Source organism: Mesorhizobium sp. M8A.F.Ca.ET.021.01.1.1, assembly GCF_003998025.1.
In the GTDB taxonomy this organism is placed as follows: domain Bacteria; phylum Pseudomonadota; class Alphaproteobacteria; order Rhizobiales; family Rhizobiaceae; genus Mesorhizobium.
On the sequence record NZ_RZSJ01000030.1, the window covers coordinates 1 to 21373 of the forward strand.

The 21373-nt window shown below is 62.5% G+C and carries 23 protein-coding genes; 10 read left to right on the forward strand and 13 right to left on the reverse strand.

What is annotated here, in order from left to right; all coding sequences use genetic code 11:
• Positions 1-699 (forward strand): tellurite resistance TerB family protein (locus tag EOA36_RS04990; protein WP_145969112.1); only part of this gene is annotated, 699 nt, incomplete at its 5' end.
• 303 nt (positions 700-1002) lie between these two features.
• Positions 1003-1758, forward strand: coding sequence for an SDR family oxidoreductase (locus tag EOA36_RS04995; protein ID WP_127275848.1), 756 nt, complete (start codon positions 1003-1005; stop codon positions 1756-1758).
• Between the two features lie 33 nt (positions 1759-1791).
• On the opposite strand, the gene EOA36_RS05000 is transcribed toward EOA36_RS04995, so the two are convergent.
• Positions 1792-2166: a YciI family protein gene (locus EOA36_RS05000; RefSeq protein ID WP_127275849.1), complete on the reverse strand. Its 375-nt coding sequence runs from the start codon at positions 2164-2166 to the stop codon at positions 1792-1794.
• 151 nt (positions 2167-2317) lie between these two features.
• Positions 2318-3502: a pyridoxal phosphate-dependent aminotransferase gene (locus EOA36_RS05005; protein WP_127275850.1), complete on the reverse strand. Its 1185-nt coding sequence runs from the start codon at positions 3500-3502 to the stop codon at positions 2318-2320.
• An 82-nt stretch (positions 3503-3584) separates the two neighbouring features.
• On the opposite strand from EOA36_RS05005, the gene EOA36_RS05010 reads away from it, so the two are divergent.
• The 4 genes from EOA36_RS05010 to denD all read left to right on the forward strand — a co-directional run bounded on the left by EOA36_RS05010 (position 3585) and on the right by denD (position 6568).
• Entirely contained in the window at positions 3585-4271 is a 687-nt protein-coding gene (locus EOA36_RS05010; RefSeq protein WP_127275851.1) for a GNAT family protein, read from the forward strand.
• Between the two features lie 14 nt (positions 4272-4285).
• The gene (locus tag EOA36_RS05015; protein ID WP_127275852.1) at positions 4286-5275 is read left to right on the forward strand and encodes a cation diffusion facilitator family transporter; all 990 of its coding nucleotides are present in this window, start codon (positions 4286-4288) and stop codon (positions 5273-5275) included.
• Between the two features lie 90 nt (positions 5276-5365).
• Positions 5366-5578 carry a hypothetical protein gene (locus EOA36_RS05020; protein ID WP_127275866.1) on the forward strand — a complete coding sequence of 71 codons (213 nt, stop codon included), beginning with the start codon at positions 5366-5368 and terminating at the stop codon, positions 5576-5578.
• Positions 5579-5590: 12 nt separating this feature from the next.
• Complete coding sequence (gene denD, locus EOA36_RS05025) at positions 5591-6568, forward strand: D-erythronate dehydrogenase (protein WP_127275853.1); 978 nt, start codon at positions 5591-5593, stop codon at positions 6566-6568.
• 35 nt (positions 6569-6603) lie between these two features.
• On the opposite strand, the gene EOA36_RS05030 is transcribed toward denD, so the two are convergent.
• From EOA36_RS05030 to EOA36_RS05045, 4 genes are all read right to left on the reverse strand, one after another.
• Positions 6604-7794: a nickel/cobalt transporter gene (locus EOA36_RS05030; RefSeq protein WP_127275854.1), complete on the reverse strand. Its 1191-nt coding sequence runs from the start codon at positions 7792-7794 to the stop codon at positions 6604-6606.
• Entirely contained in the window at positions 7791-8459 is a 669-nt protein-coding gene (locus tag EOA36_RS05035; RefSeq protein ID WP_127275855.1) for a DUF1007 family protein, read from the reverse strand. The genes EOA36_RS05030 and EOA36_RS05035 overlap by 4 nt, the downstream gene beginning before the upstream one ends.
• A 180-nt stretch (positions 8460-8639) precedes the next feature.
• Complete coding sequence (locus EOA36_RS05040) at positions 8640-9539, reverse strand: LysR family transcriptional regulator (protein ID WP_127275856.1); 900 nt, start codon at positions 9537-9539, stop codon at positions 8640-8642.
• Between the two features lie 104 nt (positions 9540-9643).
• Positions 9644-10840, reverse strand: a complete 1197-nt coding sequence (locus EOA36_RS05045) for an amidase (RefSeq protein WP_127275857.1) — start codon at positions 10838-10840, stop codon at positions 9644-9646.
• A 542-nt stretch (positions 10841-11382) separates the two neighbouring features.
• Here EOA36_RS05045 and odc2 point away from each other — a divergent pair.
• Entirely contained in the window at positions 11383-12516 is a 1134-nt protein-coding gene (odc2, locus tag EOA36_RS05050) for an ornithine/lysine decarboxylase (RefSeq protein ID WP_127275858.1), read from the forward strand.
• Between the two features lie 98 nt (positions 12517-12614).
• Positions 12615-13190 (forward strand): N-acetyltransferase, encoded by a 576-nt coding sequence (locus EOA36_RS05055; RefSeq protein WP_127275859.1) that lies wholly within the window; start codon positions 12615-12617, stop codon positions 13188-13190.
• Positions 13191-13273: 83 nt separating this feature from the next.
• On the opposite strand, the gene EOA36_RS05060 is transcribed toward EOA36_RS05055, so the two are convergent.
• The 4 genes from EOA36_RS05060 to EOA36_RS05075 all read right to left on the reverse strand — a co-directional run bounded on the left by EOA36_RS05060 (position 13274) and on the right by EOA36_RS05075 (position 15312).
• A complete protein-coding gene (locus EOA36_RS05060) occupies positions 13274-13558 on the reverse strand; it encodes an SCP2 sterol-binding domain-containing protein (RefSeq protein WP_027144782.1) in 285 nt (94 codons plus the stop codon).
• Positions 13559-13749: 191 nt separating this feature from the next.
• Positions 13750-14271 (reverse strand): hypothetical protein, encoded by a 522-nt coding sequence (locus EOA36_RS05065; protein WP_127275860.1) that lies wholly within the window; start codon positions 14269-14271, stop codon positions 13750-13752.
• A gap of 29 nt (positions 14272-14300) precedes the next feature.
• The gene (locus EOA36_RS05070; protein WP_127275861.1) at positions 14301-14726 is read right to left on the reverse strand and encodes a hypothetical protein; all 426 of its coding nucleotides are present in this window, start codon (positions 14724-14726) and stop codon (positions 14301-14303) included.
• 13 nt (positions 14727-14739) lie between these two features.
• Positions 14740-15312 carry a rod-binding protein gene (locus EOA36_RS05075; RefSeq protein WP_189343702.1) on the reverse strand — a complete coding sequence of 191 codons (573 nt, stop codon included), beginning with the start codon at positions 15310-15312 and terminating at the stop codon, positions 14740-14742.
• Positions 15313-16061: 749 nt separating this feature from the next.
• On the opposite strand from EOA36_RS05075, the gene EOA36_RS05080 reads away from it, so the two are divergent.
• Both EOA36_RS05080 and EOA36_RS05085 read left to right on the forward strand, forming a co-directional pair.
• Complete coding sequence (locus tag EOA36_RS05080; protein WP_127275862.1) at positions 16062-17639, forward strand: hypothetical protein; 1578 nt, start codon at positions 16062-16064, stop codon at positions 17637-17639.
• Entirely contained in the window at positions 17623-18807 is a 1185-nt protein-coding gene (locus EOA36_RS05085; RefSeq protein ID WP_127275863.1) for a PAN domain-containing protein, read from the forward strand. The genes EOA36_RS05080 and EOA36_RS05085 overlap by 17 nt, the downstream gene beginning before the upstream one ends.
• Positions 18808-19017: 210 nt before the next feature.
• Here EOA36_RS05085 and EOA36_RS05090 read toward each other — a convergent pair whose 3' ends face one another.
• From EOA36_RS05090 to EOA36_RS05100, 3 genes are all read right to left on the reverse strand, one after another.
• Positions 19018-19401 carry a hypothetical protein gene (locus tag EOA36_RS05090; protein WP_127275864.1) on the reverse strand — a complete coding sequence of 128 codons (384 nt, stop codon included), beginning with the start codon at positions 19399-19401 and terminating at the stop codon, positions 19018-19020.
• 1 nt (position 19402) lies between these two features.
• Positions 19403-20155: a flagellar biosynthetic protein FliR gene (gene fliR, locus EOA36_RS05095; protein ID WP_127275865.1), complete on the reverse strand. Its 753-nt coding sequence runs from the start codon at positions 20153-20155 to the stop codon at positions 19403-19405.
• The coding region (locus EOA36_RS05100; RefSeq protein ID WP_189553123.1) for an FHIPEP family type III secretion protein at positions 20152-21373 on the reverse strand (1222 nt) is incomplete at its 5' end. The genes EOA36_RS05100 and fliR, both read right to left, overlap by 4 nt.

Genomic DNA, 21373 nt, shown 5'->3' on the forward strand with positions numbered 1-21373 from the left:
CAGGTTCCCGGCACCAGCGGCACCGTCCGCGACAAGGCCGGGCAAGCCGTGCAGATGGCCAAGGACAATCCGCTGGCCGCCGGTGCGCTGGCCGCCGTGCTGCTTGGAACGGGTGCCGGCCGGCAGGTGACGGGTGCCGCAGTGAAGCTCGGTGGCCTGGCCGCCATCGGTGGCCTCGCCTACAAGGCCTATCAGAACTACAAGGCCGGCAACGCACCGGAGCAGGCGCCCGCCGCCAGCGAGCCGGAATTGCTGCCGCCCCCCAAGGACACCGCCTTCCACCCGTCGCAGGCGCCGCAAGGCGAGGATGAGTTCACACTGACCCTGGTGCGGGCGATGATCTCGGCGGCCAAGGCCGACGGCCATGTCGACGACGAGGAGCGCCAGAAGATCGCCGGCAAGCTCAGCCTCGCCGGCATCGGCACCGATGCGGAAAAATTCCTGATGGCGGAGCTGGAGCGCCCGCTCGACCTCGACGCGCTGGTGGCGGGCGCCCACACCGACGCGCAGAAGCTCGAGCTCTATACCGCGTCGCGCCTCACCATCGATCCCGACACGCGCGCCGAGCGCGGTTATCTCGACCTGCTCGCCGGCCGGCTTGGCCTGCCGGACGCGCTGGTCGACCATGTCGAGGCGACGGTTTCGGCGGCCAAGGTGCCGGCGGCAAAGGCTGGGACCTCGCCCAACCCGCGCTGGTAGGCCAAAACGGACAGGCGGGGCCTTTCCGACGTTAACTTTTCGTTAACTCAGGAAGCGCATGATTTTACACAGTCGGATCGGCTTTCCTCCTCCCAAGCCCGGTTCAGATCAGGGCGGTCGCCAATGACCGCCCTTTTTGTCGGCCCTTGCCGGGATTTCTCCGAAAAACAGGTCGTACCTTTCGAGCGCGTCGCCCGGTGGCCGCGCTTGCCATCGCCGCCGTCATTTGCGATGCCTTCCTGTCTTGAGCCAAAACACTGACAATCAGACAGGCACGCGCGGCGCTGCCGGAGGACATCTGCCATGACCGAGCAAAAAACCGCCATCGTCACCGGCGCTGGCACCGGGATCGGCAAGAGCGTCGCCACGGCATTGCTCAAGGCTGGCTGGAACACGGTGTTCTGCGGGCGCCGCAAGCCGGTGCTGGATGCCGCGATCGCCGAGATCGGCCCGACCGAGGCCAAGGCATTGGCGGTTGCCTGCGACATCAGCAAGGCCGGTGAAGTCGACGATCTGTTCGAGACGGTGGTGGAGGCTTTCGGCCGTGTCGACCTGCTCTTCAACAATGCCGGCATGGGATACAAGTCGACACCGATCGACGAGATCCCGGTCGAGGTGTGGAACGATATTGTCGGCGTCAATCTCACCGGTTCGTTCCTGTGCGCGCGCGCCGCCTTCGGCGCCATGCGCAAGCAGAAGCCGATGGGCGGCCGCATCATCAACAACGGCTCGGTATCGGCCTATGCGCCCCGTCCGGGCTCCGTGCCCTATACGGCGACCAAGCATGCGATTACGGGGTTGACCAAGACGCTGGCGTTGGATGGCCGCCCCTATGACATCGCCTGCGGCCAGATCGACATCGGCAATGCGCTGACCGACATGGCACAGCCGATGACCGTCGGCGTGCCGCAGGCCAATGGCTCGATATCAGCCGAAGCGGTGATGGATGTCCAGCGCGTCGCCGATGCGGTGGTGCACATGGCCAGCCTGCCGCTCGACGCCAACGTGCTGTTCATGACTGTGATGGCGACCAAGATGCCATTCGTTGGGCGTGGGTGAACGACGGGCACCGGCATGGCTTTCGCCGCCGGCTCATTTGCCCGCCAACGGCACGCCGGGCTTGAAGAGTAGAATCGGCCTGATCTCGTAGACGGCGGTGGGATTGACACTGCGAAGGTCACGGGCGATCGCGATGGCCGCGTCCCTCGTGGCGCAGTCGACGACATAGAGGCCGAGCAACTGTTCCTTGGTCTCGGCGAAAGGGCCGTCGATGATCACGCCGTCGCCCGGGCCGCGTAAGGTGCAGGCATCCCGTGTCGCCCCCAAACGCGCGGACGGTCCAAGGATGCCCTCGTCACGAAGCCGGGTGTTGATCTTCAGCAACTCAGCCATCAGTGCCGCATCCTCTTGCGGCGTCAGCGCCTTGATCGCTTCTTCCACGTGATAGGCAAGGATTGCATAGAACATTGAGGGGCACCTCGGTTGGATCTTGATGCCAAAACCGTAGCTGTTCTCGGCATTTGCGCCCAGCCTTGACCGCGCGTCTCCCGACGGCTCATGACACCGCCATGGCGGCCAGCCGCAAATAATCCGGAAGGGCAGCGGGCCGCTTTGAAGCTCACTTGGCGAGGAACGCCCCGATCCGCTCCAGCGCGCGCAGGATGTTCTCCTCGGAGTTGGCGTAGGACAGCCTGATATAGCCTTCGCCCAGAATGCCGAAATCGGGGCCGCCGATCAGCGCCACACCGGCCTCGTCGAGCAGGGCCGAGGCGAGCTTCTTGGCCTTCCAGCCGGTCTTCGAGACGTTGGGGAAGGCATAGAAGGCGCCCTTGGGCGTGATGCAGGAGATGTTTGGCAAGGCATTCAGGCCTTCGACCACGATCTTCCGGCGGTTGTCGAAGGCGCGCATCATCTTGTCGACATCGTCCTGCGGACCGTCAATGGCCGCGATGCCGGCGAACTGGCTCGGCGCGTTGACGCAGGACCAGCAGTTGACCGCCAGCTTGCGCACCTTGTCGTAGAGATGGGCGCCCTTGTCGCCGTTCGGCCAGATCGACCAGCCCATGCGCCAGCCGGTCATCGCCCAGGTCTTCGACCAGCCGTTGAGCACGATCAGCCTGTCGCGGATCTCGGGAAAGCCGAGCAACGAACAATGCGTCTCGCCGTCATAGGTCATGACGTCGTAGATCTCGTCGGAGAGGATCGCGACACCGGGGTGCTTCTCCAGCCCCTTTACCAGTTTTTCGATCTCGGCCCGGGGCGTGACGCCACCGGTCGGATTGGCCGGCGAGTTGAGGATCAACAGCCTGGTCTTCGAGGTGATCAGCGCCAGCGTCTCTTGCGCCGAGAAGGCGAAGCCGTTCTCCTCGCGCATCGGCACGGGAATGGGGGTCGCACCGGTGAATTCGATCATCGAGCGGTAGATGGGAAAGCCGGGGTCGGGATAGAGGATCTCGGCGCCCGGTTCGCCAAACATCAGGATGGCGGCGAACATGGTCGGCTTGCCGCCGGGCATGATCATCACCGCCTCGGGCGAGACCTCGACGCCGGTGGTGGTCAGCGTGCGGCGCACCACCGCCTCGCGCGTTGCCAAGAGGCCGTTGGCCGGCGTGTAGCCATGGTGACCGTCACGCAGTGCCTTGATCGCCGCCTCGACGATGTGCTGCGGCGTCTTGAAATCTGGCTGGCCGATGCCGAGGTTGACGATGTCGCGGCCCTGTTGGGCAAGTGCCGTTGCTCGCGCCAGCACCGCGAATGCATTTTCCTCGCCGAGACGGTCGAAGGCCGAAATCGTGTGGAGCATTTTTCCCGTCCCTGTGGTTCTTACACTGCGGCAGCGTTTTTGTGAGCGTCCGCTCGCAAAAGTCAACGGATTGGAGATTCTGGTGACGGAAAATCTTGAAAACTGGCAGCCACGTCCTCGGCCCGAGCGCAAGGTGCTGGAGGGACGGACCGTCAGGCTCGAGCCGCTGAACGCCGCGAAGCACGGCGACGGTCTCTACGAAGCCTCGTCCGTATCCGACGTCGGTGGCCGCTTTGCCTGGTTGCCCGACTATCCGCCGGAAACCCGCGCTGCCTTCCAGCCATGGCTGGATAAGGTGGAGGCGAGCGAGGATCCGCTGTTCTTCGCCGTCATCGACAAGGCCAGCGGCAAGATCGCGGGACGCCAGACGCTGATGCGCATCGATCCGACCTATGGCGTCATCGAGATCGGCAATATCTATTGGGGACCGCTCATCTCGCGCAAGCCGGCGGCGACGGAAGCCCAGTTCCTGTTCATGAAATACATCTTCGACGAACTCGGCTATCGCCGTTACGAATGGAAGTGCAACAACCGCAACGAGCCGTCGAAGCGCGCGGCGGAACGGTTCGGCTTCAAGTTCGAGGGCATTTTCCGCCAGCATCTCATCGTCAAGGGTGAAAACCGCGACACCGCGTGGTATTCGGTCATCGACAAGGAATGGCCGGCTCTGCGCAAGGCTTATGAAGCTTGGCTCGATCCGGCCAATTTCGATGGCGACGGCCAGCAGAAGAGGCGGCTCGAGGATTTTCGCGCGGAATTCGGCGCCTAACGGGAGTTTGCCATTTGTCGCATACCCACGATCACGGCGGGCAGGATCACGGCGGGCATGACCATGGCGCCGGCCATGTGCATGGCTCGACCGACAAGAAGCGCGTCCTGATCGCGGCCTGCCTTACCGCCGGCTTCATGGTCGCCGAGGCGCTCGGCGGTCTGTTTACGGGGTCACTGGCGCTGCTGGCCGATGCCGGCCACATGCTCGCCGACGCCATCGCGCTCGGCCTGGCCTGGTATGCCTTTCATCTGGCAAGCCGCCCGGCGACCGGCCAGCTCACCTACGGTTTCGGCCGGGTCAAGACGCTGGTGGCCTACACCAACGGCATCGCCATCTTCGTCATCGCGCTGTGGATCGTCTACGAGGCTTGGGATCGCCTGCAGACACCGGCGCCGGTGCTGGGTGGACCGATGCTGGTGGTGGCGATCCTTGGCCTGTTGGTCAACATAGGCTCCTTCCTGGTGCTGCATGGCGGCGATCGAGACAACCTCAACATGCGCGGCGCCATCCTGCATGTGCTTGGCGATCTGCTCGGCTCGGCAGCCGCGATCGTGGCGGCACTGGTCATCCTGGCGACCGGCTGGACGCCGATCGACCCGATCCTGTCCGTGCTGGTCTCGTTGCTGATCCTGTCCACCGCCTGGTCGCTGATGCGTGCCGCCGCCCACGTCCTGCTCGAAGGCGTACCGCCGCGCCTCGACCGCGACCTGATCGCCGGGGACATCCAGGCAACGGTCCAGGGTGTGCGCGAAGTGCACCATATGCATATCTGGTCGATCGACGGGACAAGCAGCATGGCGACGCTGCATGCGTGCCTCAACGAGGGCGTCGATGCGCATCAGGCCGTCAGCGCCATCAAGAAGCGGCTTGCCAGCGAACACGGCATCAGCCATGCCACCGTGGAACCGGAATTCGGCCAGTGCGCCGACGATGGTGACGACCACGATCATGAGCATCAGCATGGGCACGATGCGGCTGCGCATCACGGTCACTATCACTAGGTCCGATCGATGACCTTCGATCGGACCTGCCCTCAGGAGTTCTCCAGCTTTGAAACTCAGCCCGATCAACGCCCCCCGCTCCGGTGCGGCATGATGGACCGTGACACGCGCAATGCGGCCATCGCGGCGGTCTGGATCATGCTTGTGTTCGGCATTGCCGCCTTCTACCTGCCGACCATGATGTTGGCACTCGGCAGTTTTTCGACCGTGCTGGCGGGTATCTTCGGCACCGTCTTCGTGCTGGCGTTTTTCTTGGTGTTCTGGCTGCGCGCGCGCACCCAGCGCAAAAATCGGGACAAGTGAGGGATATCGGACATGCGCATTCTGATCACTGGCGCCGCAGGCATGGTCGGCCGCAAGCTCATCGCCCGGCTGGCCAAGGACGGCACGCTGCGGGGCAAGAAGATCACCGCGCTCGATCTGCACGACATCGTGCCACCGCAGGCGCCGGCCATGGACGGCGTCAGCGTCGCACTGCACACGGGTGACCTTGCCGAAGCAGGCGCCGCGGAGAGCCTGGTCGCATCACGTCCCGATGTCGTCTTCCATCTCGCCGGCGTCGTGTCGGGTGAGGCGGAAGCGAATTTCGACCTCGGCTACCGCGTCAACCTCGACGGCACGCGCGCGCTGTTCGACGCCATCCGCCTGGGCGGATTCGCGCCGCGCGTCGTCTTCACCTCGTCGATCGCGGTGTTCGGCGCGCCGTTCCCGGATGTCATACCGGACGACTTCCATCCAACGCCGCTGACCTCCTACGGCACTCAGAAGCAGATGAGCGAAGCGCTGCTCGCCGACTATTCCAGGCGCGGTTTCTTCGACGGGATCGGCATAAGGCTGCCGACGATCTGCGTGCGGCCGGGCAAGCCGAACAAGGCGGCCTCCGGCTTCTTCTCCGGTATCATCCGCGAGCCGCTGAGCGGGCAGGAGGCGATCCTGCCGGTGCCGCGCTCGGTCGTGCACACCCATGCCAGCCCGCGCTCGGCGGTGAATTTCCTGATCCATGCGGCTGGCATCGACGGTGCCGCCGTCGGGCCGCGCCGCAACCTGACGATGCCGGGCGTCGCCGTCAGCGTTGGCGAGCAAATCGAGGCGCTGGAACGCATCGCCGGATCGAAGACGGCAAAGCTGATCCGCGAGGTGCCCGACGAGACGATCTGGACGATCGTCAAGGGCTGGCCGACCCGGTTCGAGGCGCGGCGGTCACGCGAGCTTGGCTTCAGCGCCGAGAAGAGTTTCGACGAGATCATCCGCGCCCATATCGAGGATGAGCTGGGCGGCAAGATACCCAATTAGAGGTCCGCAGCCACCCGTTCGATCGTGGTGGAGGCCTAGACGCCGCCTGTCAGGCTCGCCGACAGCAGCAGCAGTCCAAACAGGAACACGAAGGCCGCGCCGCCGATCTCGACGATCGAGTGGATACGGTTGCCCATGCGGCCGTCGCCGGCGAAATAGACCGCCCAGTTCTTAGCGGTCACGGCCATCGTCGCCAGCGCCGAGACGGTGATGGCGGTGCCGATCGACATCGCCAGCACCGACAGCAAGCCGCCGAGCCAGAGCCCGTTCAGCAGCGCGAAACTCAGCACGATCAGCGCGCCGGAGCAGGGGCGGATGCCGACCGCCGCTACCGCCGACCAGGCGGTGCGCCAGTCGAAGCGGTCACCGGACAGCATTGCCGGATCGGGCGCGTGCGAATGGCCGCAAGTTTCGCAGACCTCGCCGATCGCATGGTCATGATGCGCGTGATCGTGCGCGCCATGGTCGTGATGATGGTCATGCGCGCCATGGTCGTGATGATCGTGTGAATGGTCATGCACATGGTCGTGATCGTCATACGCGCGCAGCGCGTGCGAATGAGCGGCATGCGAATGGCCTGCATGCGAGTGGCCATGGGAATGAGCCCCATGCGAATGGCCGGCATGGGCCGCCGACAGGCTGTAGGCCGGCCCCTTGCCAAACAGGTGCAGGACGGCGGGGCCGAGCTTGCGCCACAGAAGCCAGGCGCCGAAGAGGGTGACTAGGGCAAAGCTCATGATCTCCATGAACCAGGCCGCATCGGTCATCGAGATCGTGGTGCCGCGCAGGACGAAATAGGCAAGCAGCATCACCAGGATCGCCGTCAGGCCCTGCAGCAGCGCCGAGACGAAGGACAACAGGATGCCGCGCTTCAGCGCCACTTCGTTGGCCACCATGTAGGAGGAGATCACCGCCTTGCCGTGACCGGGGCCGGCGGCGTGGAAAATGCCATAGGCGAAGGACAGGCCGATGAGCACCCAGAGCTTGCTATTGTCCTGGCGCATCGCCTTCATGGCCGTCGCCAGCGCGCGATAGAATTCCTGCTGCCTGAGGTTGATCCACATCAGGATGTGGGCGAACGGACCGGTGCTGGGCGCCATGCCATCATTGACGCCGATGCCGAGCGAACTCTGGGCGTGCGCGGCATTGGCGAAATGCATCGTGGCAAAAGCGATGGCCAACAGGCCGAATGCCAAACGCAGGGACGGTTTCGTCACCGGGTTCATCCTTCTGGCTGACAGGTCAGTTCGAGCTTGGTGGCGAAGATCTTGCTCATGTCGGTGCCTGTCGGATCGTTGAAGAAGGCATCCGTCAGGGTCTTCTGGTTTTCCTTGATCGCTTCGTCCGGATCAGGACGGACCACCTTGCTGGCACAGTTCGAGGGCAGGCCCTCGACCGTGATGTTGGAATCCTCGGTGAAGTCGATCGCGGTGTAGAACGTCGGATCATAGACGCCGATGTCGATCTTGCCGGTCAGCTTGATCGGCGCCTTCGGCTCGGACTCGAACAGGATGATCAACTGGTCGTTGTCGAAATTGGCCATCAGGTGGGGCGGCGGCGTCATCGCCACGTCCTTGCCGTCCTGCGTGACGAGCTGGAAGTAATTGAACTCGGCCAGCGAGGCGTGGACCGTGTCGGCGACCTCCTTCAGCTCCTTGTCGTCAAGCTTCAGGTCGGAGTTCTTGTCGAACTCCATCATCACCGTACTCGAAAACAGATCGTCGAAGCGCCAGAGATGGCGCAGCGCTTTCACACTTTGGTGATCCGGGGCCAGGATCACGTCGAGGCGTGCCTCGGCGAAGACGTGCGGATGCACCTCGGCCGGTCCCGTCGCGGCGAAAGTCGCCGCCAAGGCCGAAGCCAGCGTGATTGCGTGCCGTTTCAAATACATTCGCGGTCGCGATTCCCTTGGCTTTCGGAAAGAGTTGCCGAAGGTTACCAGAAAGGGGGCGAAATTGGGACTGTCGGCGCATGTCACCCAAAAGTGCGCGGCGGTTCAGGGACAACGGCACGCACGCAACGAGAACTCAAAGCGCTTCGCGGCGCGACGCGCCTCGAGGCCTGAGGCAGGTCAGGCGCTCTCACGCGTCCTGAACCACTGCACCAGGAAGTCGACGAAAACGCGCACCTTCGCCGGCAGATAGCGGCGATGCGGGTAGACGGCGAAGATGCCGCCGCCCGATAGGATGCGGTCGTCGAGCACCGCCACCAATTGGCCGCTCTTGAGGTCAGGCGCGGCGATGAAATCCGGCAGGATGCAAAATCCAAGACCCGACAGGGCCGCGGCGCGCGCCGCCATCGGGCTGTTGACCTCGATCGGGCCCGACACGGCAATGCTCACCGGGTCGCCATTGTCGCCCTTGAACGGCCAGTTGTTCAGTCCGCGGCCATTGGTGTCGACGATGCAGGGCATGTGGCTGAGATCCTGCGGCCGTGTCGGCATGCCATGCTTGGCGATCAGTTCGGGAGAACCGCAGAGCTTGATCGAGAACGGCGCCAGGCGCCTTGCGATCAGCGACGAATTCTCCAGCCGCGAGATGCGCACCGCGAGGTCGAAGCCTTCCTCGACGAGATCGACGAAGCGGTCGTCGAGCTGGATGTCGAGCACGATGTCGGGATACTGCTTGGCAAAGTCGATCAGCGACTGGCCGATCGGCGCGTCGGCGAAGGTGCGTGGCGCCGACAGCTTGATGCGGCCGCGCACATCGCCGGAGGACTCGCGCACGGCGTCGGCCAGGCTGTCGACTTCGCGCACGATCTCGGAGGCGCGACGGTAGTAGGTGTGGCCGGCCTCCGTCATCGAGAACTGGCGCGTCGTGCGGTTCAAGAGCAGCGCGCCGAGTTCGTCCTCCAGCTCGCGCACATATTTCGACAGCAGCGCCTTGGAGCGGCCGATCTTGCGCGCCGCCGCCGAAAAGCCCTCGGCCTCGACGACGTCGATGAAGGCGCGCATGCGGGTCAGTGTGTCCATTATTCAGGCCCTTTGTGCTGCGTCCAAAGCGCGTCGCGTCGAAACGAATTCACGCGACGCGCTTTGAGTGTTGTTTGATGCATGTCGTCGTCGCAAAACCGAGGTCACTTTTGCGCGACATGCATTAGAAGTTTTCGGCCGAGCCGTATCAGGGCAATGTCGCTGCCGGAAGGGCCAAGCAGCGAAAGTCCAAACGGTGCGCCGGCAACCGAGCCGATCGGCAAGGTGATTTGGGGAAAGCCGGAGAGCCCGGCCAGGCACAGAAGGTGCAAGGCGCGCTCGCGATAGGCCTGGAACTGCTCGGGTGTGCTGTCGACATAAGGCGCCGGACCCGGCACCGTCGGCAGAATAAGAAAACCGTCCTTGCCGAGCAGGGCGCTCAATTCACCGCGAAAGGTCAGCCGGCGCACTTTTTCGGCCTGTGCCGTCCGGTCGTCCACGGCACGGCCGAAGCCGAACCGCTCCTCGACCCCAGGCCCAAGGTCGCGCTCGCCGCTGGTGATCCATTCGCCATGCACCGTCCAGGCCTCCCTGGCCTGCAGCCGGCGAAAGCACCAGTAGAGTTCATCCGGAGAAGAGCTGAAGCGCGACATCGGCGTCGCCGGCGTACCGAACACCGCGCTCGCCAGCGCCTTCATTCCTGCAAATTCGGCGAGCGCCGGCCGGGCGATCATTTCGTCCAGCCAGCCGAGCGTCAGCGGCCGATCCAGGGAATGTTGATGCGGATCGCGGCCAAGCAGCAGCTTGCCGACGGTCTCGTAGGTTTCGATGTCGTCGGCGAACCAGCCGAACGTGTCGAAACTCGGCGCCAACTGCATGGTGCCGTCGAGGGAAATGCGGCCATGCGTGGTGCGGAGGCCAATCAGCCCGCAGAAACTCGCCGGCGCGCGGATCGAACCACCTGTGTCGGACCCCGTTGCGATGTCGGCCAGCCTGCCCGCCACCGCCGCGGCCGACCCCGAAGACGAACCGCCGGTGACGCGGTCGAGAGCCGCCGGGTTCACCGGAAACGGAAAATGCGCGTTCTGGCCGAACAGAGCGAAGGCGAGTTCGTCGGTCTGGGTCTTGCCGACGAAACGCGCGCCCGCGTCGAGAATCATCTGCACGGCGCCTGCCGTGCGCGAAGCGGCGTGGCCTCCGGCGAATTTCTGCAAATTGCCGCAACCGGTGCGGTAGCCGGCGACGTCGTAAATGTCCTTGACCGCCAGCCGCAGCCCGGCCAGCGGCCCAAGCTCGGCATGCGCCACCGGCATCTGGCGGAGATCGAGAAAGGCGTTGAAGGGGCCGTGTGTGCCTGTCATCGTTCGATATCCGGATACGGTTGCGCCAACATTGTTCGATGCCAGAAATTTTACAACCTGGGATACGATTTTTATTGATTGTGAAATACTTCGCTCTTATATCGCGCTTGCCCAAAGTCGCACGTGCCTGTGGGTGTCCGCCGATCCTCGAATGGTGAGGGAAATCGGTAAGGTAACTGGAGCCAACCCCTCCAGTCGGTTTAGCGGCCAACCGCCAGACCGAGGACACCTTGAAGCAACGACGGTGCGGGCCTTTCTGGTTCTCTGCCGGTTGTCCAAAGACCGGGGTTACTGAAGAGGCACACCTTCATTGCCGGCAGTGCGGAACGGGGTTCTCCCAATCCAAGCCAAGGCAGACAAAGCGAACCGAAGCCGGGCAAGGCCAAGGTTCATCGCCGCGAGACGGCGTTTCATGGTTCCGGGGTCTCCACCGGCTGGTTCCATGGATTTTCCGTCCCGCCTTTGTTTGACCGCGTGTTCGCGAGGCCGACAGCCCGCGCCCGCACCCTTGTGCGCGCCGAAAGGCGCGATGGAGAAACCCGATGGCCACCCAGCGCATTCTCGACTTCCTCGCCACCCGACGTCCGTCCGGCCCCTGCCTCGTCGTCGACCTCGATGTCGTGCGCGACAATTTCCGCGCCTTCGAGAAGGCGCTGCCCGATTCCAAGATCTACTATGCGGTGAAAGCAAACCCGGCGCCGGAAATCCTGCGCCTGCTTGCTGCGATGGGCTCGTCCTTCGACACCGCTTCCGTTGCCGAAGTCGAGATGGCGATGGACGCCGGTGCGCCGGCGGACCGCATCTCCTTCGGCAACACCATCAAGAAGGAGCGTGACATCGCACGCGCCTACCAGCTCGGCATCAAGCTGTTCGCGGTCGATTGCGTCGAGGAGGTCGAGAAGATCGCCCGCGTCGCTCCCGGCGCACGCGTCTTCTGCCGCGTTTTGACCGATGGCGAAGGCGCCGAATGGCCGCTGTCGCGCAAGTTCGGCTGCGTGCCGGCCATGGCCGTCGATGTGCTGCGCCATGCCAAGGGCCTCGGCCTCGACGCCTATGGCGTGTCGTTCCATGTCGGCTCGCAGCAGACCGACCTGACCGCATGGGACCGTGCGCTGGCCGACGCCAAGAAGGTGTTCGCGACGCTCGCCGAGGAAGGCATCGTGCTCAAGATGGTCAATATGGGCGGCGGCTTCCCGACCCGCTATTTGCGTGACGTGCCGGCGGCGCAGGCCTATGGCCAGGCGATCTTCTCGGCGCTGCGCAAGCATTTCGGCAACGCCATTCCCGAGACGATCATCGAGCCGGGCCGCGGCATGGTCGGCAATGCCGGCGTCATCAAGTCGGAAGTCGTGCTGATCTCGAAGAAGGCCGACAACGACAATGTACGCTGGGTGTTCCTCGACATTGGCAAGTTCGGCGGCCTAGCCGAGACGATGGACGAGGCGATCCGCTACCCGATCGTCACCGCGCATGACGGCACCGAGACCGCGCCTTGCGTGCTCGCCGGCCCGACCTGCGATTCGGCCGACGTGATGTACGAGAAGACGCCGTATCCGCTGCCTTTGTCGCTGACCATCGGCGACGAGGTGCTGATCGAAGGCACCGGCGCCTACACGACCACCTATTCGGCGGTCGCCTTCAACGGCTTCGAGCCTCTCCGATCCTACGTGATCTGACGGTTCGAAAGAACCGATCAGATCATCCCAGGTGGGCGCCCGTCGCCCGCTTGGGCTCGCCTGTGGAACAGATCTCCGCTCGTGAAGGGATCGCGGAAATGGAAATGTCAGTTGAAATCGTAGCTCATGCGCCGGCCTTCGCCGTGGTCGCCGAAACCGTTGCCGACGTGGCGGCGCGCGAAGCCTTGCTCGATCGCGCCATGGGGCCGAAGCGCAAGACCAAATCGTCGGAAAAGCTGCGGCGTGGCCGTCGGCCCTCGGAGGGTCTTGCCTTCGTCGCGCGCGATGCCTCGGGCGGCGTGGCCGGCACGGTGCGGCTATGGGATGTCACCTTGGGCGAGGGCGGTTCGTCGGCGCTGCTGCTTGGCCCGCTCGCCGTCGACCCCTCGCTCAAGAGTGCCGGCATCGGTTCGGCGCTGATGCGGCATGCCATCGCGGAAGCCGCGCGCCTCGGCCATGCGGCGATCCTGCTGGTCGGCGACGAGCCCTACTATGGCCGCTTCGGCTTTTCGGCCGCCAGGACGGGCGCGCTCGCCATGCCGGGACCTTACGAGCGGCACCGCCTGCTGGCGCTGGAACTGGTGGAGGGCGGGCTTGATGGCGCCGAGGGCACGCTGAAGGCGTCCGGCCGCAAGCTTAAGGCACAGGCGCCGATCCTGGCGCGCGAGGCTTAAGCGCGACTGCCCTTCAAAACAAAACGCCGCCTGAAAAGGCGGCGTTTTGTCATCTCAAAGCCGCCTCTGGCGGCTACGTCCGTTCAGCCGATCAACTGGCTCAGCGCCATGGCGACGGTCATGTCGCCTTCGACCTTTATCTTGCCGGTCATGAAGGCCATGGTCGGATTCAGGTCTCCCGCGATCAGCGAATCCAGATCGTCGAGCGAGAGCTTGATGGTGCAGTCGGCAGGGGCGTCCGTGGTCGAGACGGTTGCGCCGTCGATGACGATGACGCCGTCGCTGCCGGTGTCGAATTTCACGGAACGATCGAACCCGCTGCTGGCCACGCGCGACTTGATCTTCTCGGCAATCTCCTGAACGCTCACGCTGTTCTCCTGTCTGGTTGCATTCTGTCGCGCAGGGCATTTCGGTCCGGCCGAAGCCCATGCCTCTGAGGCGATTACAATCGCTGCCGCATATAGCTTTGGATTGACGTTTACGTCAACGCAAATTGCGGGCATCGGCCCCGGCGCCGACTGCTATCGGGACCGCTGGCGCCGGCCCGACGGCCGATGGCTCAATGCGCGCTGACCGGCTTAGGCGTCTCGGTCGCGGGGGTGCTGGCATCCTGCCGCCGGCGCAGCCAGTTGTCGCGGATCTCATCCTTGCTCAGGAAATTGACCTGATCGATCAGGACCTCATGCACCAGGGTTGCGCCGACACGTGTGTTGATCGTGTCGCGGATGGCGGCGCGAAAGGCATCGAGGTCGACCGTCGCCTTCTTGGTGAAGTCGATCTGGGGATGGGCGTAGAGATAGCTGTAGACCTCGTCTGTAATCAGCGCCTCGGCCGGGATCGACAGCTTCTTTATCTGCTCCGGCTCGACGGTATAGACGAGCTTGGCCAGGAAGTAGCCGTCGATCTTTGAATTGTGGATCAGCGGCACCGAAATGACGTCGGTCTTGACGTAGTCCAGCCCACCCAGCATCGGCTTGGGTTTCTCGCCGACGCCGCGTTCGCCGGCGGCCTGGAACGAATAGAACACCGCGCCGAGCGTGGCGGCGCAGATCCAGACCGCTATGGCGATGACCTTGATCATTTTGAACCCGGGCCCGGCATCGCCGCGCTCTACCCTTTCGGCCTGCCGAATTCGCCGGCGGAGTAGGTGCCGTCGGTCTCGGCGCGCTGGATGGCGCTGCGCAGCAGGCCGGCGACCTCGTTGACGGCGCTCAGATGGGCCAGGATGGCGGCCTCGTTCTTCGCCAGCTTCTGGCGCAGCCGGGTCAGGCCCTCGCGATGCTGCTCGAGGAATTCGGCCTCGCTACCGCCCTTCATGGCGCGGGTGAGCTCGTAGAGATAACGGCTCTTGCGGGCGTTCGACGCCTTGAGGTCATAGCTTGTATCGCTGCGGATGCCGGCGGTCTCTTCCTCGACCACCTCCTCGATGCGGCCGATGATGGCGGCAAGGTTTCCAGGCCGAGCGAACGGGGCCGGTGTGTCCGGCGCGGTCGCTCGTGCTGGCAGGTTGGCGGTGAATTCGGAAGAGTCGGCCATGGTGTTTCCCAGTCTAGATCTTGATGTCTGTTTTTATGGTTGTCTCGTCGCCGGTCATCGACCTGGCGGCCTTGCGCTGCAATTCCTGGACGAGCGAGGTGGACAGACGGGTTTGCGTGTCGATTTCGGTCTTTTCCGGTCCATTCGAGACCGGGCCGATCGGCACCTTGCGCTTGCCGTCCATGTAGTGGTCGGCGAGCAGCGACTTGGCGATGCCGATGCCGCCGCGATCGGCCATGACGTCGGCGACGCGCTCGGCGAGCTGCGATTTCCACATGTCGCCGGCGAGACCCGTGCCGTAGACGCCCTCGGTGTCCTTGGGCAGCATGTTCTGGATGAAGGTCTGCAAGACCATCGCCTCGAACTTCTTGAACTTCTTGGCAGGATCGGCCGTGGCGGCGGCCTTGTCGGCCGTCGCGCGTGACAGGATCGAGCCGGCATCGACAGAAGCCGCGGTGTCGACCGAAAACGTGCCGGCGACGCCGCCGGCGCGCTTGGTCAGCGCGGCGCGGGCAGCCTCGATATCCATCGGATCGGCAGCTCGGGCGACATCCATCACGATGTCGCTGGGTGGAGAAATCGCCAAGAAAGTCCGCCTTTTGCCGGGTTTCCTTAGCCAGGACCATGCCTCAACAAGCTTGTGGCAGGCTTGCGGAGGGTGAGGAGATGCTGGAGTGTGGTTCGGTTGTTTGCTTCGCGCTACGAGTGGCGCTTCCCGAGCAGACGTTCTGGTGTCGCCTTTAGGCTGAAAGCACGCGGTCCAGTTTCTAGAACGATCTGTCCAGAAGGTGCCATTGCGGTGTCCGCTAGGCCGCGTTCGGAACATCGGTAAGCTTGGCCGCCAGAAGTGCGCTTTGTTTATGGCCATCTTTCGCGCATCAGTTTAGCACGCCGAGCACGCGGAGGGTACTCAGCCTACCACCAACCAGGCCATCGGCATCATTGGCCATCAAGTTCAGTCACAAGGCTATTCTGTGAGCCTCGGCGCAAATGCTCCTGCGACGAGGCCCAATGGTCTCGGCGACTGCTGATGAAACGGCAGGTTGGATCAGGATGGCGGCCGAGTTGCAAGCGAAACGCTTTGCTAAACGATTGCATGTCAAACCGAATTTTCACGGGACGGGTATACTCGATTGTCTTTGGCAGATCCCGTGGCATGTACTTGCACCTGCGGCTGTCGGGTTGCACATCCGATAGCTATCTCGGAAAGTAACGGTGTTTCTCGATTTCACGGATATTAGCCGCGTCGACGGTGTTTTTTGATGCAATTGCTCATTCAAGATGACAATATGGCTTGGGGATATTGGGGAGACGGGGCGCCTGATGCACGCAAGTATGAGCCAAAAGCTGGCCAGCTATGGCCAGTGGACATATCGTGGCGCATGGGCATTAGAGATCATAGCGTCGATTATTGGATTAGCCACAGGCCTTGTTTTGGGCTTTCAAGCTTTCGAAGCAAGTCAATCTGCCACGGCGATGGACCTTATTCTCGCCAGTGCCCCGTTTTTTATCGTTTCCATCGCTGAGCTAACGAAGATTCCAATCGCCACACTTTTATATAGCGTGTCCTGGCTGGGGAAGCCTGTGATCTTGGTGTTTCTCCTACTTCTAGCAGGCATCACTTTTGAGACAGTTTTGTTGGGGCTGGAGCGCGCTGGCACGCTCCGCGAATTGCAATATGAAGAACTCGCCGACGGCATCGATTCGCTCACCAGAGAGAATGCGAAGCTTGACGCTGCAGACGAGTTCGCAAAGCAAGCAGATCAGGCCGCCAAAGCCAGAGCGGATCTGGAAGAGATCAGCGCGCTTGCCGATAAGGCTCGGAAGGAAATTCAAAGCCGTATCGCAGACGTCGACACCGAACTTCTAGCGACGACTGCTCTAACGCCAGAAGCGTCCAGAGCACGAGAACAGGTCCGGGAGAAAGAGCAAAGACGAGTGGACCTAGTTGCCGAGCGAGATGGTCGAGTTCAGCAAGCAGTAGAGGAGTTTGAAAGGCAACGAGACAGTTACGTGGAGCGGATTAGAGACGCCCGAGAAACTGGCGACACAGCTTCGGCAAAGCGCTGGGAGGACGAGATTGGGAAACTTGCCAATCCTCGCGCTAAGATCGAGGCAAAGTATGAATCGCAAATCGCGGCTGTCGATCAAGAGATCGCGGGTACTCGAAGCGATTTCGACCGTTTGAGGCTTGAAAGCCCAAAGATGACGGCAGACCAGAGACAGGTGCTCCAGAGCCGACGAAGCGACCTTGAGAAGACGCTTGATGCAATAACTGCAGATTGGGAGCGCCGGCTCGATCAGGCGAGGGAGACACTGTCAGCAGCACAGACGGCGGAAGCTTCGAAAGCTAGTACCCTAGCTGCCAATCAAGCGCGGCGAGACGAGATAGCAAAGCAGTTGAGCGAACTTGAGAAGAAGCGCATCCCGCTCGCCAGGACAGACCAGATTCGACGAATCGCAGCCCGCTGGTACGGCGAAAAGCCGGAAGAAGTGAGTGAGCCTCAAGCGGGGAGAGTCTCTGCAATCTGGTTCGGCTCCCTCGCCGTGATTGCAGGATTGGCCGGCCCAATCACTGCCATGGTGGCTCTTGGTTTGCAGCGTATCGCTGCACAAGCCGAAAGTCGTACTGAGAGCCCGCTGTCGCGTCTGGTTCGACGATTGCTCTTACGGTGGCGATGGCGCCGGGTTCGTACGATCAAAGTGCCCTTTGAAGTTTCCGTCGACAGGGAGGTCGAGAAACGCGTTGAGGTTCCTGTTGAAAAGGTGGTGAAGGAAATTCTCTATGTACCCATCCTCACCGACGATCCGGATGCCCTGCGAAAGGCGCTAAACGAGGATTTGCCACCAGAGGTCGTCGATCTCGTCAAAGTGGCCGCTAAAGGTGGTCGCAACAGTGCTGGTCAGGCATAATACGGAGCTTCTCGAGCGAGCCGTTGACTTAGTCGTGAAGCAGGCGGCTATCCCGACTCTGCAGGCTGAGGCAGCTGCCTATGACAAGATAGCACGGGCAAATGCCTTCCGCAGGATGATGACGGGGGCTGCAGTAGCGGTCGCCGCCGTCGGCATCGGCTATGGAGCGGCGTTATTTTTCGGGCGTGAGTTCAGACTTTCACCAACCGTAGATACCATTCGGAATCATAAGGGAACCGATAACATTGCGCCCAAAGAGACAGTCTCGGAGGGCAAGACGGAACGGACAACGATTCCCATCCCTGAACCAGCCCCTAGGTCGGAGGTTGCCTCGCCCCCGCCGGCTCCTAAACCTGACATCGTGACTGAAGACTTCAACAAGTTCCTCACGCGGGAAATAGACTGGGGAGGTTCGCACTGGTCATTGGTTTCTGGCCACCATTTTAGCGACGAGAACGACCCGACATGGGATCGTGCATGGTGCTACACACGTCGCATAGTAAATGGCGTCGATGTAAACGTAGACTTAGCAAACCGACCCTCCCCTACTGATCGCCCCCAAGCGCCCGCGGCGCCCTTGGCTACACTTGCATCCATCGGCCTGAATGATGCATCGGCTCTGGAACTCGCATCGAAATGTGCGTGGCTCGACAACAGGACGTTCAGCGGCAATGACTATAATATGCCCCCTGGCCGTGCCGAGGAAGCCCAGAAGCTCGTTGTTCAGGATGGCTGGGATGCAATGGGCTTCGACCTCCCGAGCATGCCTGTTTGGAATGTCTCATTCGAGCAATGCCAAATCCAATGCGAGGGCGACAACCGGTGTCAGGCAATCACCTATGACAAGAAACACTCCGCATGTTTCATGAAAGGAGACGCATCGGTCTTAGTGAGAGCTCCCGATGCTGCTGTGGCCGTCAAGCAGGCCGTGGCGAACAAAGTTCAATACTCTAGTCTCGTTTTCTACAAAAACACTGTCGTAGTAGGCAATTCATACTCGAACATCACCAGCACATATGCTGACTGCGTATTGGCATGTGCTGCTGATGTGAAGTGTATGGGCTTTGATTTCGATTCTCCTAACAAGATGTGCTCAATGCTTGATCAAGTAGATTCGTTGTCCGTGTTCAAAGGGGTGGCCTCGGGAAGTAAAGCAGCTGCAAATTGAGAGTCTTTTGGCTACCAGCCAGTTCCCTCCTGGTTCCGGTAGCATTAGGGTTCCCAGCAGCCATTTCTGTGCAACTTATGCGTCCGGACGCCGTAGGTCTGTTTATGGTCGATCGCGGAGTCGCCCTCTGCTACTGACATCGGCGCAAACGGTCATTCACGTCGTGCCATCAATCAGTCAACTTGGAGTAGGCCAGCATGATGTTCGACGCTACTCCTCGCCACGCTTCTGCGCGATTAGGTCCAGCCGCTCGCGGTCTGATCTCTCGCGCTCGTCGCGGTTGCGCACGTCCTTGTAGGCGCGCTCCACCATGTTGGTGCGGGCGCTTGCCGCGGCGATGAGGCCGGCTTCCTGCCTGGCGCTTTCCAGGCTCTCTTCCTGACGCACGACGGCCTGGGCGATGCGGCGATGATAGAGATCGGGAAACAGGCCGGACAGGGAATTGTCCTGGTCGAAATGGCCGATCAATTCTCGGGCCTCGGTCTCGGCGGCGTTTGCCGCGGCCACGAAGGTGGCGTGGCGGGTCTCGTGCAGGGCTTTCAGCTGTTCCTGCACCTTGACGAGTTTCCTCAGACGATCCTTGCGCGTGCTCATTTCACCTCGCCAGTGTGAGGTCGACGAAGCCGTCGACGAACAGCGACAGCATGGTGCCGACGGCGAAATAGAAGATCAGCATGCCGCCGGCGATGACGAAGGGCTGGGAGATGAAATAGATAGGGATCTGCGGGGTCAGCTTGTTGACGAAGCCGATGGTCAGGTTGACGAGAATGGCGTAGGCGACGAACGGGCTGCCGAGGCGGATGACCAGGAAGAACGTGTCCGACACGGTGTCGGTGATGTCGACCAGCGCTGCCTGCGGGTTGAAGAAGACGTTGACCGGTGCGACCGTGTAGGACGCCACCAGGGCGCGGACGATCTCGTGGTCGAAGTCGAAGACAAACAGCATCAGCAGCGCCGAGAACGAAATGATGGCGGCGAGCGCCGCCTGCGGCTCCGGCTCCTCGATCGCCGGCCCGCCGGAGCCGCCATAGCCGATCAGCATGGCGATGGCCGAGCCCATGAAGCGAAGCGCTTCCATGTAGAGCCTGGTCATGGCGCCGATCAGCCCGCCGACCAGCAGTTCCGAAATGATCATCGGCACCAGGATCTGCGGACGCGGATCGACGAAGGGAAAGATCTTGTCCCACAGGAAGGCAAGCAGACCGCCGGTGGCGGCGACCGCCACGAACAGCCTGACCTGAACGGGCACGCGGGCGCTGGACAGGCCCGGCATCAGCATGAAGCAGGCGCCGATGCGGCAGAAGGCGAGGAACGCCGCGATGACGACGGCCTGCGAGAGAACGCTCACGATATGGTCCCGAGCACCCTGATCTCGACGCCCTTGGCGATTTCGACGTGGGAGAGCACCGGCAGCGTGGTGAACAGGCGTTCGATGATCATGCGTACATAGGGGCGAGCGTCGGGCGCGGTGACCAGCACGAAGCGCTCGCCGGCTTCCAGATGTTTCTTGATCGCCTTGGTGGCGTCCTGCCCGAACTCCTCCAACTGGCGCGGATCGATGTCGAACTCGCGCACCTCGCCCTTGGCGTCGCGCTTGAGGCTCTGGTGGAAGGCAAGATCCCAGCGGTTGCCGAGGCGCAGCACCTTGAGCACGCCGCCTTCCGAGAGGTCGCCGCAGATCTGCTGGGCCATTCGGATGCGCACATGTTCGACGATCTGCTCGGTGCGGCGCACATGCGGCGCGATCTCGGCGATGGCCTCGATGATCAGATGCAGATTGCGGATCGAGACGCGTTCGGCCAGCAAAAGCTTCAGCACCGCCTGAAGGCCGGGATAGGAGATGTGGGTGGTGCAGATCTCGTCGGCGAGCTTGCGGTATTCCTGGTCCTGGCGTTCGAGCAACGCCTTCATGTCCTTGTAGGAGAGCAGCTGCGGCAGGTTGTTGCGGATGACTTCCGAGAGATGGGTGAGCAGCACCGACATATTGTCGGCGAAGGTGAAGTTCTCGCGCTTCAGATCCTCGGCGAAGGTTTCCATGACGGAATAGGCGCGCATGCCGAAGGCGGGCTCGCGAATCTCCTCGCCGGGGATTTCGGGTATGTCGCGGTTACCGAGCAGCACCATGATCTCGCCGACGCGCATGGAATATTCGGCGACCACGGTGCCATGCACCTTGATCTGATAGCTTTTCGGCGGGATGGCGAAGTCGTCGGCGACGCGGACTTCCGGAACGACGAAGCCGTATTGCTGCGCGAATTTCTTGCGCATCTTGGACATGCGGAAGACCAGTTCCTGATGCGAGACCAGGAGCCGGGTCGAAAGCTGCTTGCCGATCAGGAGTTCGATCTCGGCGGTGGCGAGAGAGGCCTTGACCGAGTTCTTTTCTTCCTCGGCCTTTGTCGCCTTCTCCTGGCTCTTCAGCGCCTCGGCCTCGGCGACCGCCCGGTTGTGGCGCATCGGAATGACATAGCCGAGGCCGGCCATGCCGGCGGCCAGCGCGAAGAACGGGAACAGCGGCAGGCCGGGCATCAGGCCGAGCAGAACCAGCAGCGCGGCCGCCACATAG

Bases quoted from the DNA above. Each gene is read 5' to 3' on its own strand.
- EOA36_RS04995 (WP_127275848.1), top strand. From the start codon at position 1,003: ATGACCGAGCAAAAAACCGCCATCGTCACCGGCGCTGGCACCGGGATC.
- EOA36_RS05000 (WP_127275849.1), bottom strand. From the start codon at position 2,166: ATGTTCTATGCAATCCTTGCCTATCACGTGGAAGAAGCGATCAAGGCG.
- EOA36_RS05005 (WP_127275850.1), bottom strand. From the start codon at position 3,502: ATGCTCCACACGATTTCGGCCTTCGACCGTCTCGGCGAGGAAAATGCA.
- EOA36_RS05020 (WP_127275866.1), top strand. From the start codon at position 5,366: ATGATGGACCGTGACACGCGCAATGCGGCCATCGCGGCGGTCTGGATC.
- denD (WP_127275853.1), top strand. From the start codon at position 5,591: ATGCGCATTCTGATCACTGGCGCCGCAGGCATGGTCGGCCGCAAGCTC.
- EOA36_RS05030 (WP_127275854.1), bottom strand. From the start codon at position 7,794: ATGAACCCGGTGACGAAACCGTCCCTGCGTTTGGCATTCGGCCTGTTG.
- EOA36_RS05035 (WP_127275855.1), bottom strand. From the start codon at position 8,459: ATGTATTTGAAACGGCACGCAATCACGCTGGCTTCGGCCTTGGCGGCG.
- EOA36_RS05040 (WP_127275856.1), bottom strand. From the start codon at position 9,539: ATGGACACACTGACCCGCATGCGCGCCTTCATCGACGTCGTCGAGGCC.
- EOA36_RS05045 (WP_127275857.1), bottom strand. From the start codon at position 10,840: ATGACAGGCACACACGGCCCCTTCAACGCCTTTCTCGATCTCCGCCAG.
- odc2 (WP_127275858.1), top strand. From the start codon at position 11,383: ATGGCCACCCAGCGCATTCTCGACTTCCTCGCCACCCGACGTCCGTCC.
- EOA36_RS05055 (WP_127275859.1), top strand. From the start codon at position 12,615: ATGGAAATGTCAGTTGAAATCGTAGCTCATGCGCCGGCCTTCGCCGTG.
- EOA36_RS05065 (WP_127275860.1), bottom strand. From the start codon at position 14,271: ATGATCAAGGTCATCGCCATAGCGGTCTGGATCTGCGCCGCCACGCTC.
- EOA36_RS05070 (WP_127275861.1), bottom strand. From the start codon at position 14,726: ATGGCCGACTCTTCCGAATTCACCGCCAACCTGCCAGCACGAGCGACC.
- EOA36_RS05080 (WP_127275862.1), top strand. From the start codon at position 16,062: ATGAGCCAAAAGCTGGCCAGCTATGGCCAGTGGACATATCGTGGCGCA.
- EOA36_RS05090 (WP_127275864.1), bottom strand. From the start codon at position 19,401: ATGAGCACGCGCAAGGATCGTCTGAGGAAACTCGTCAAGGTGCAGGAA.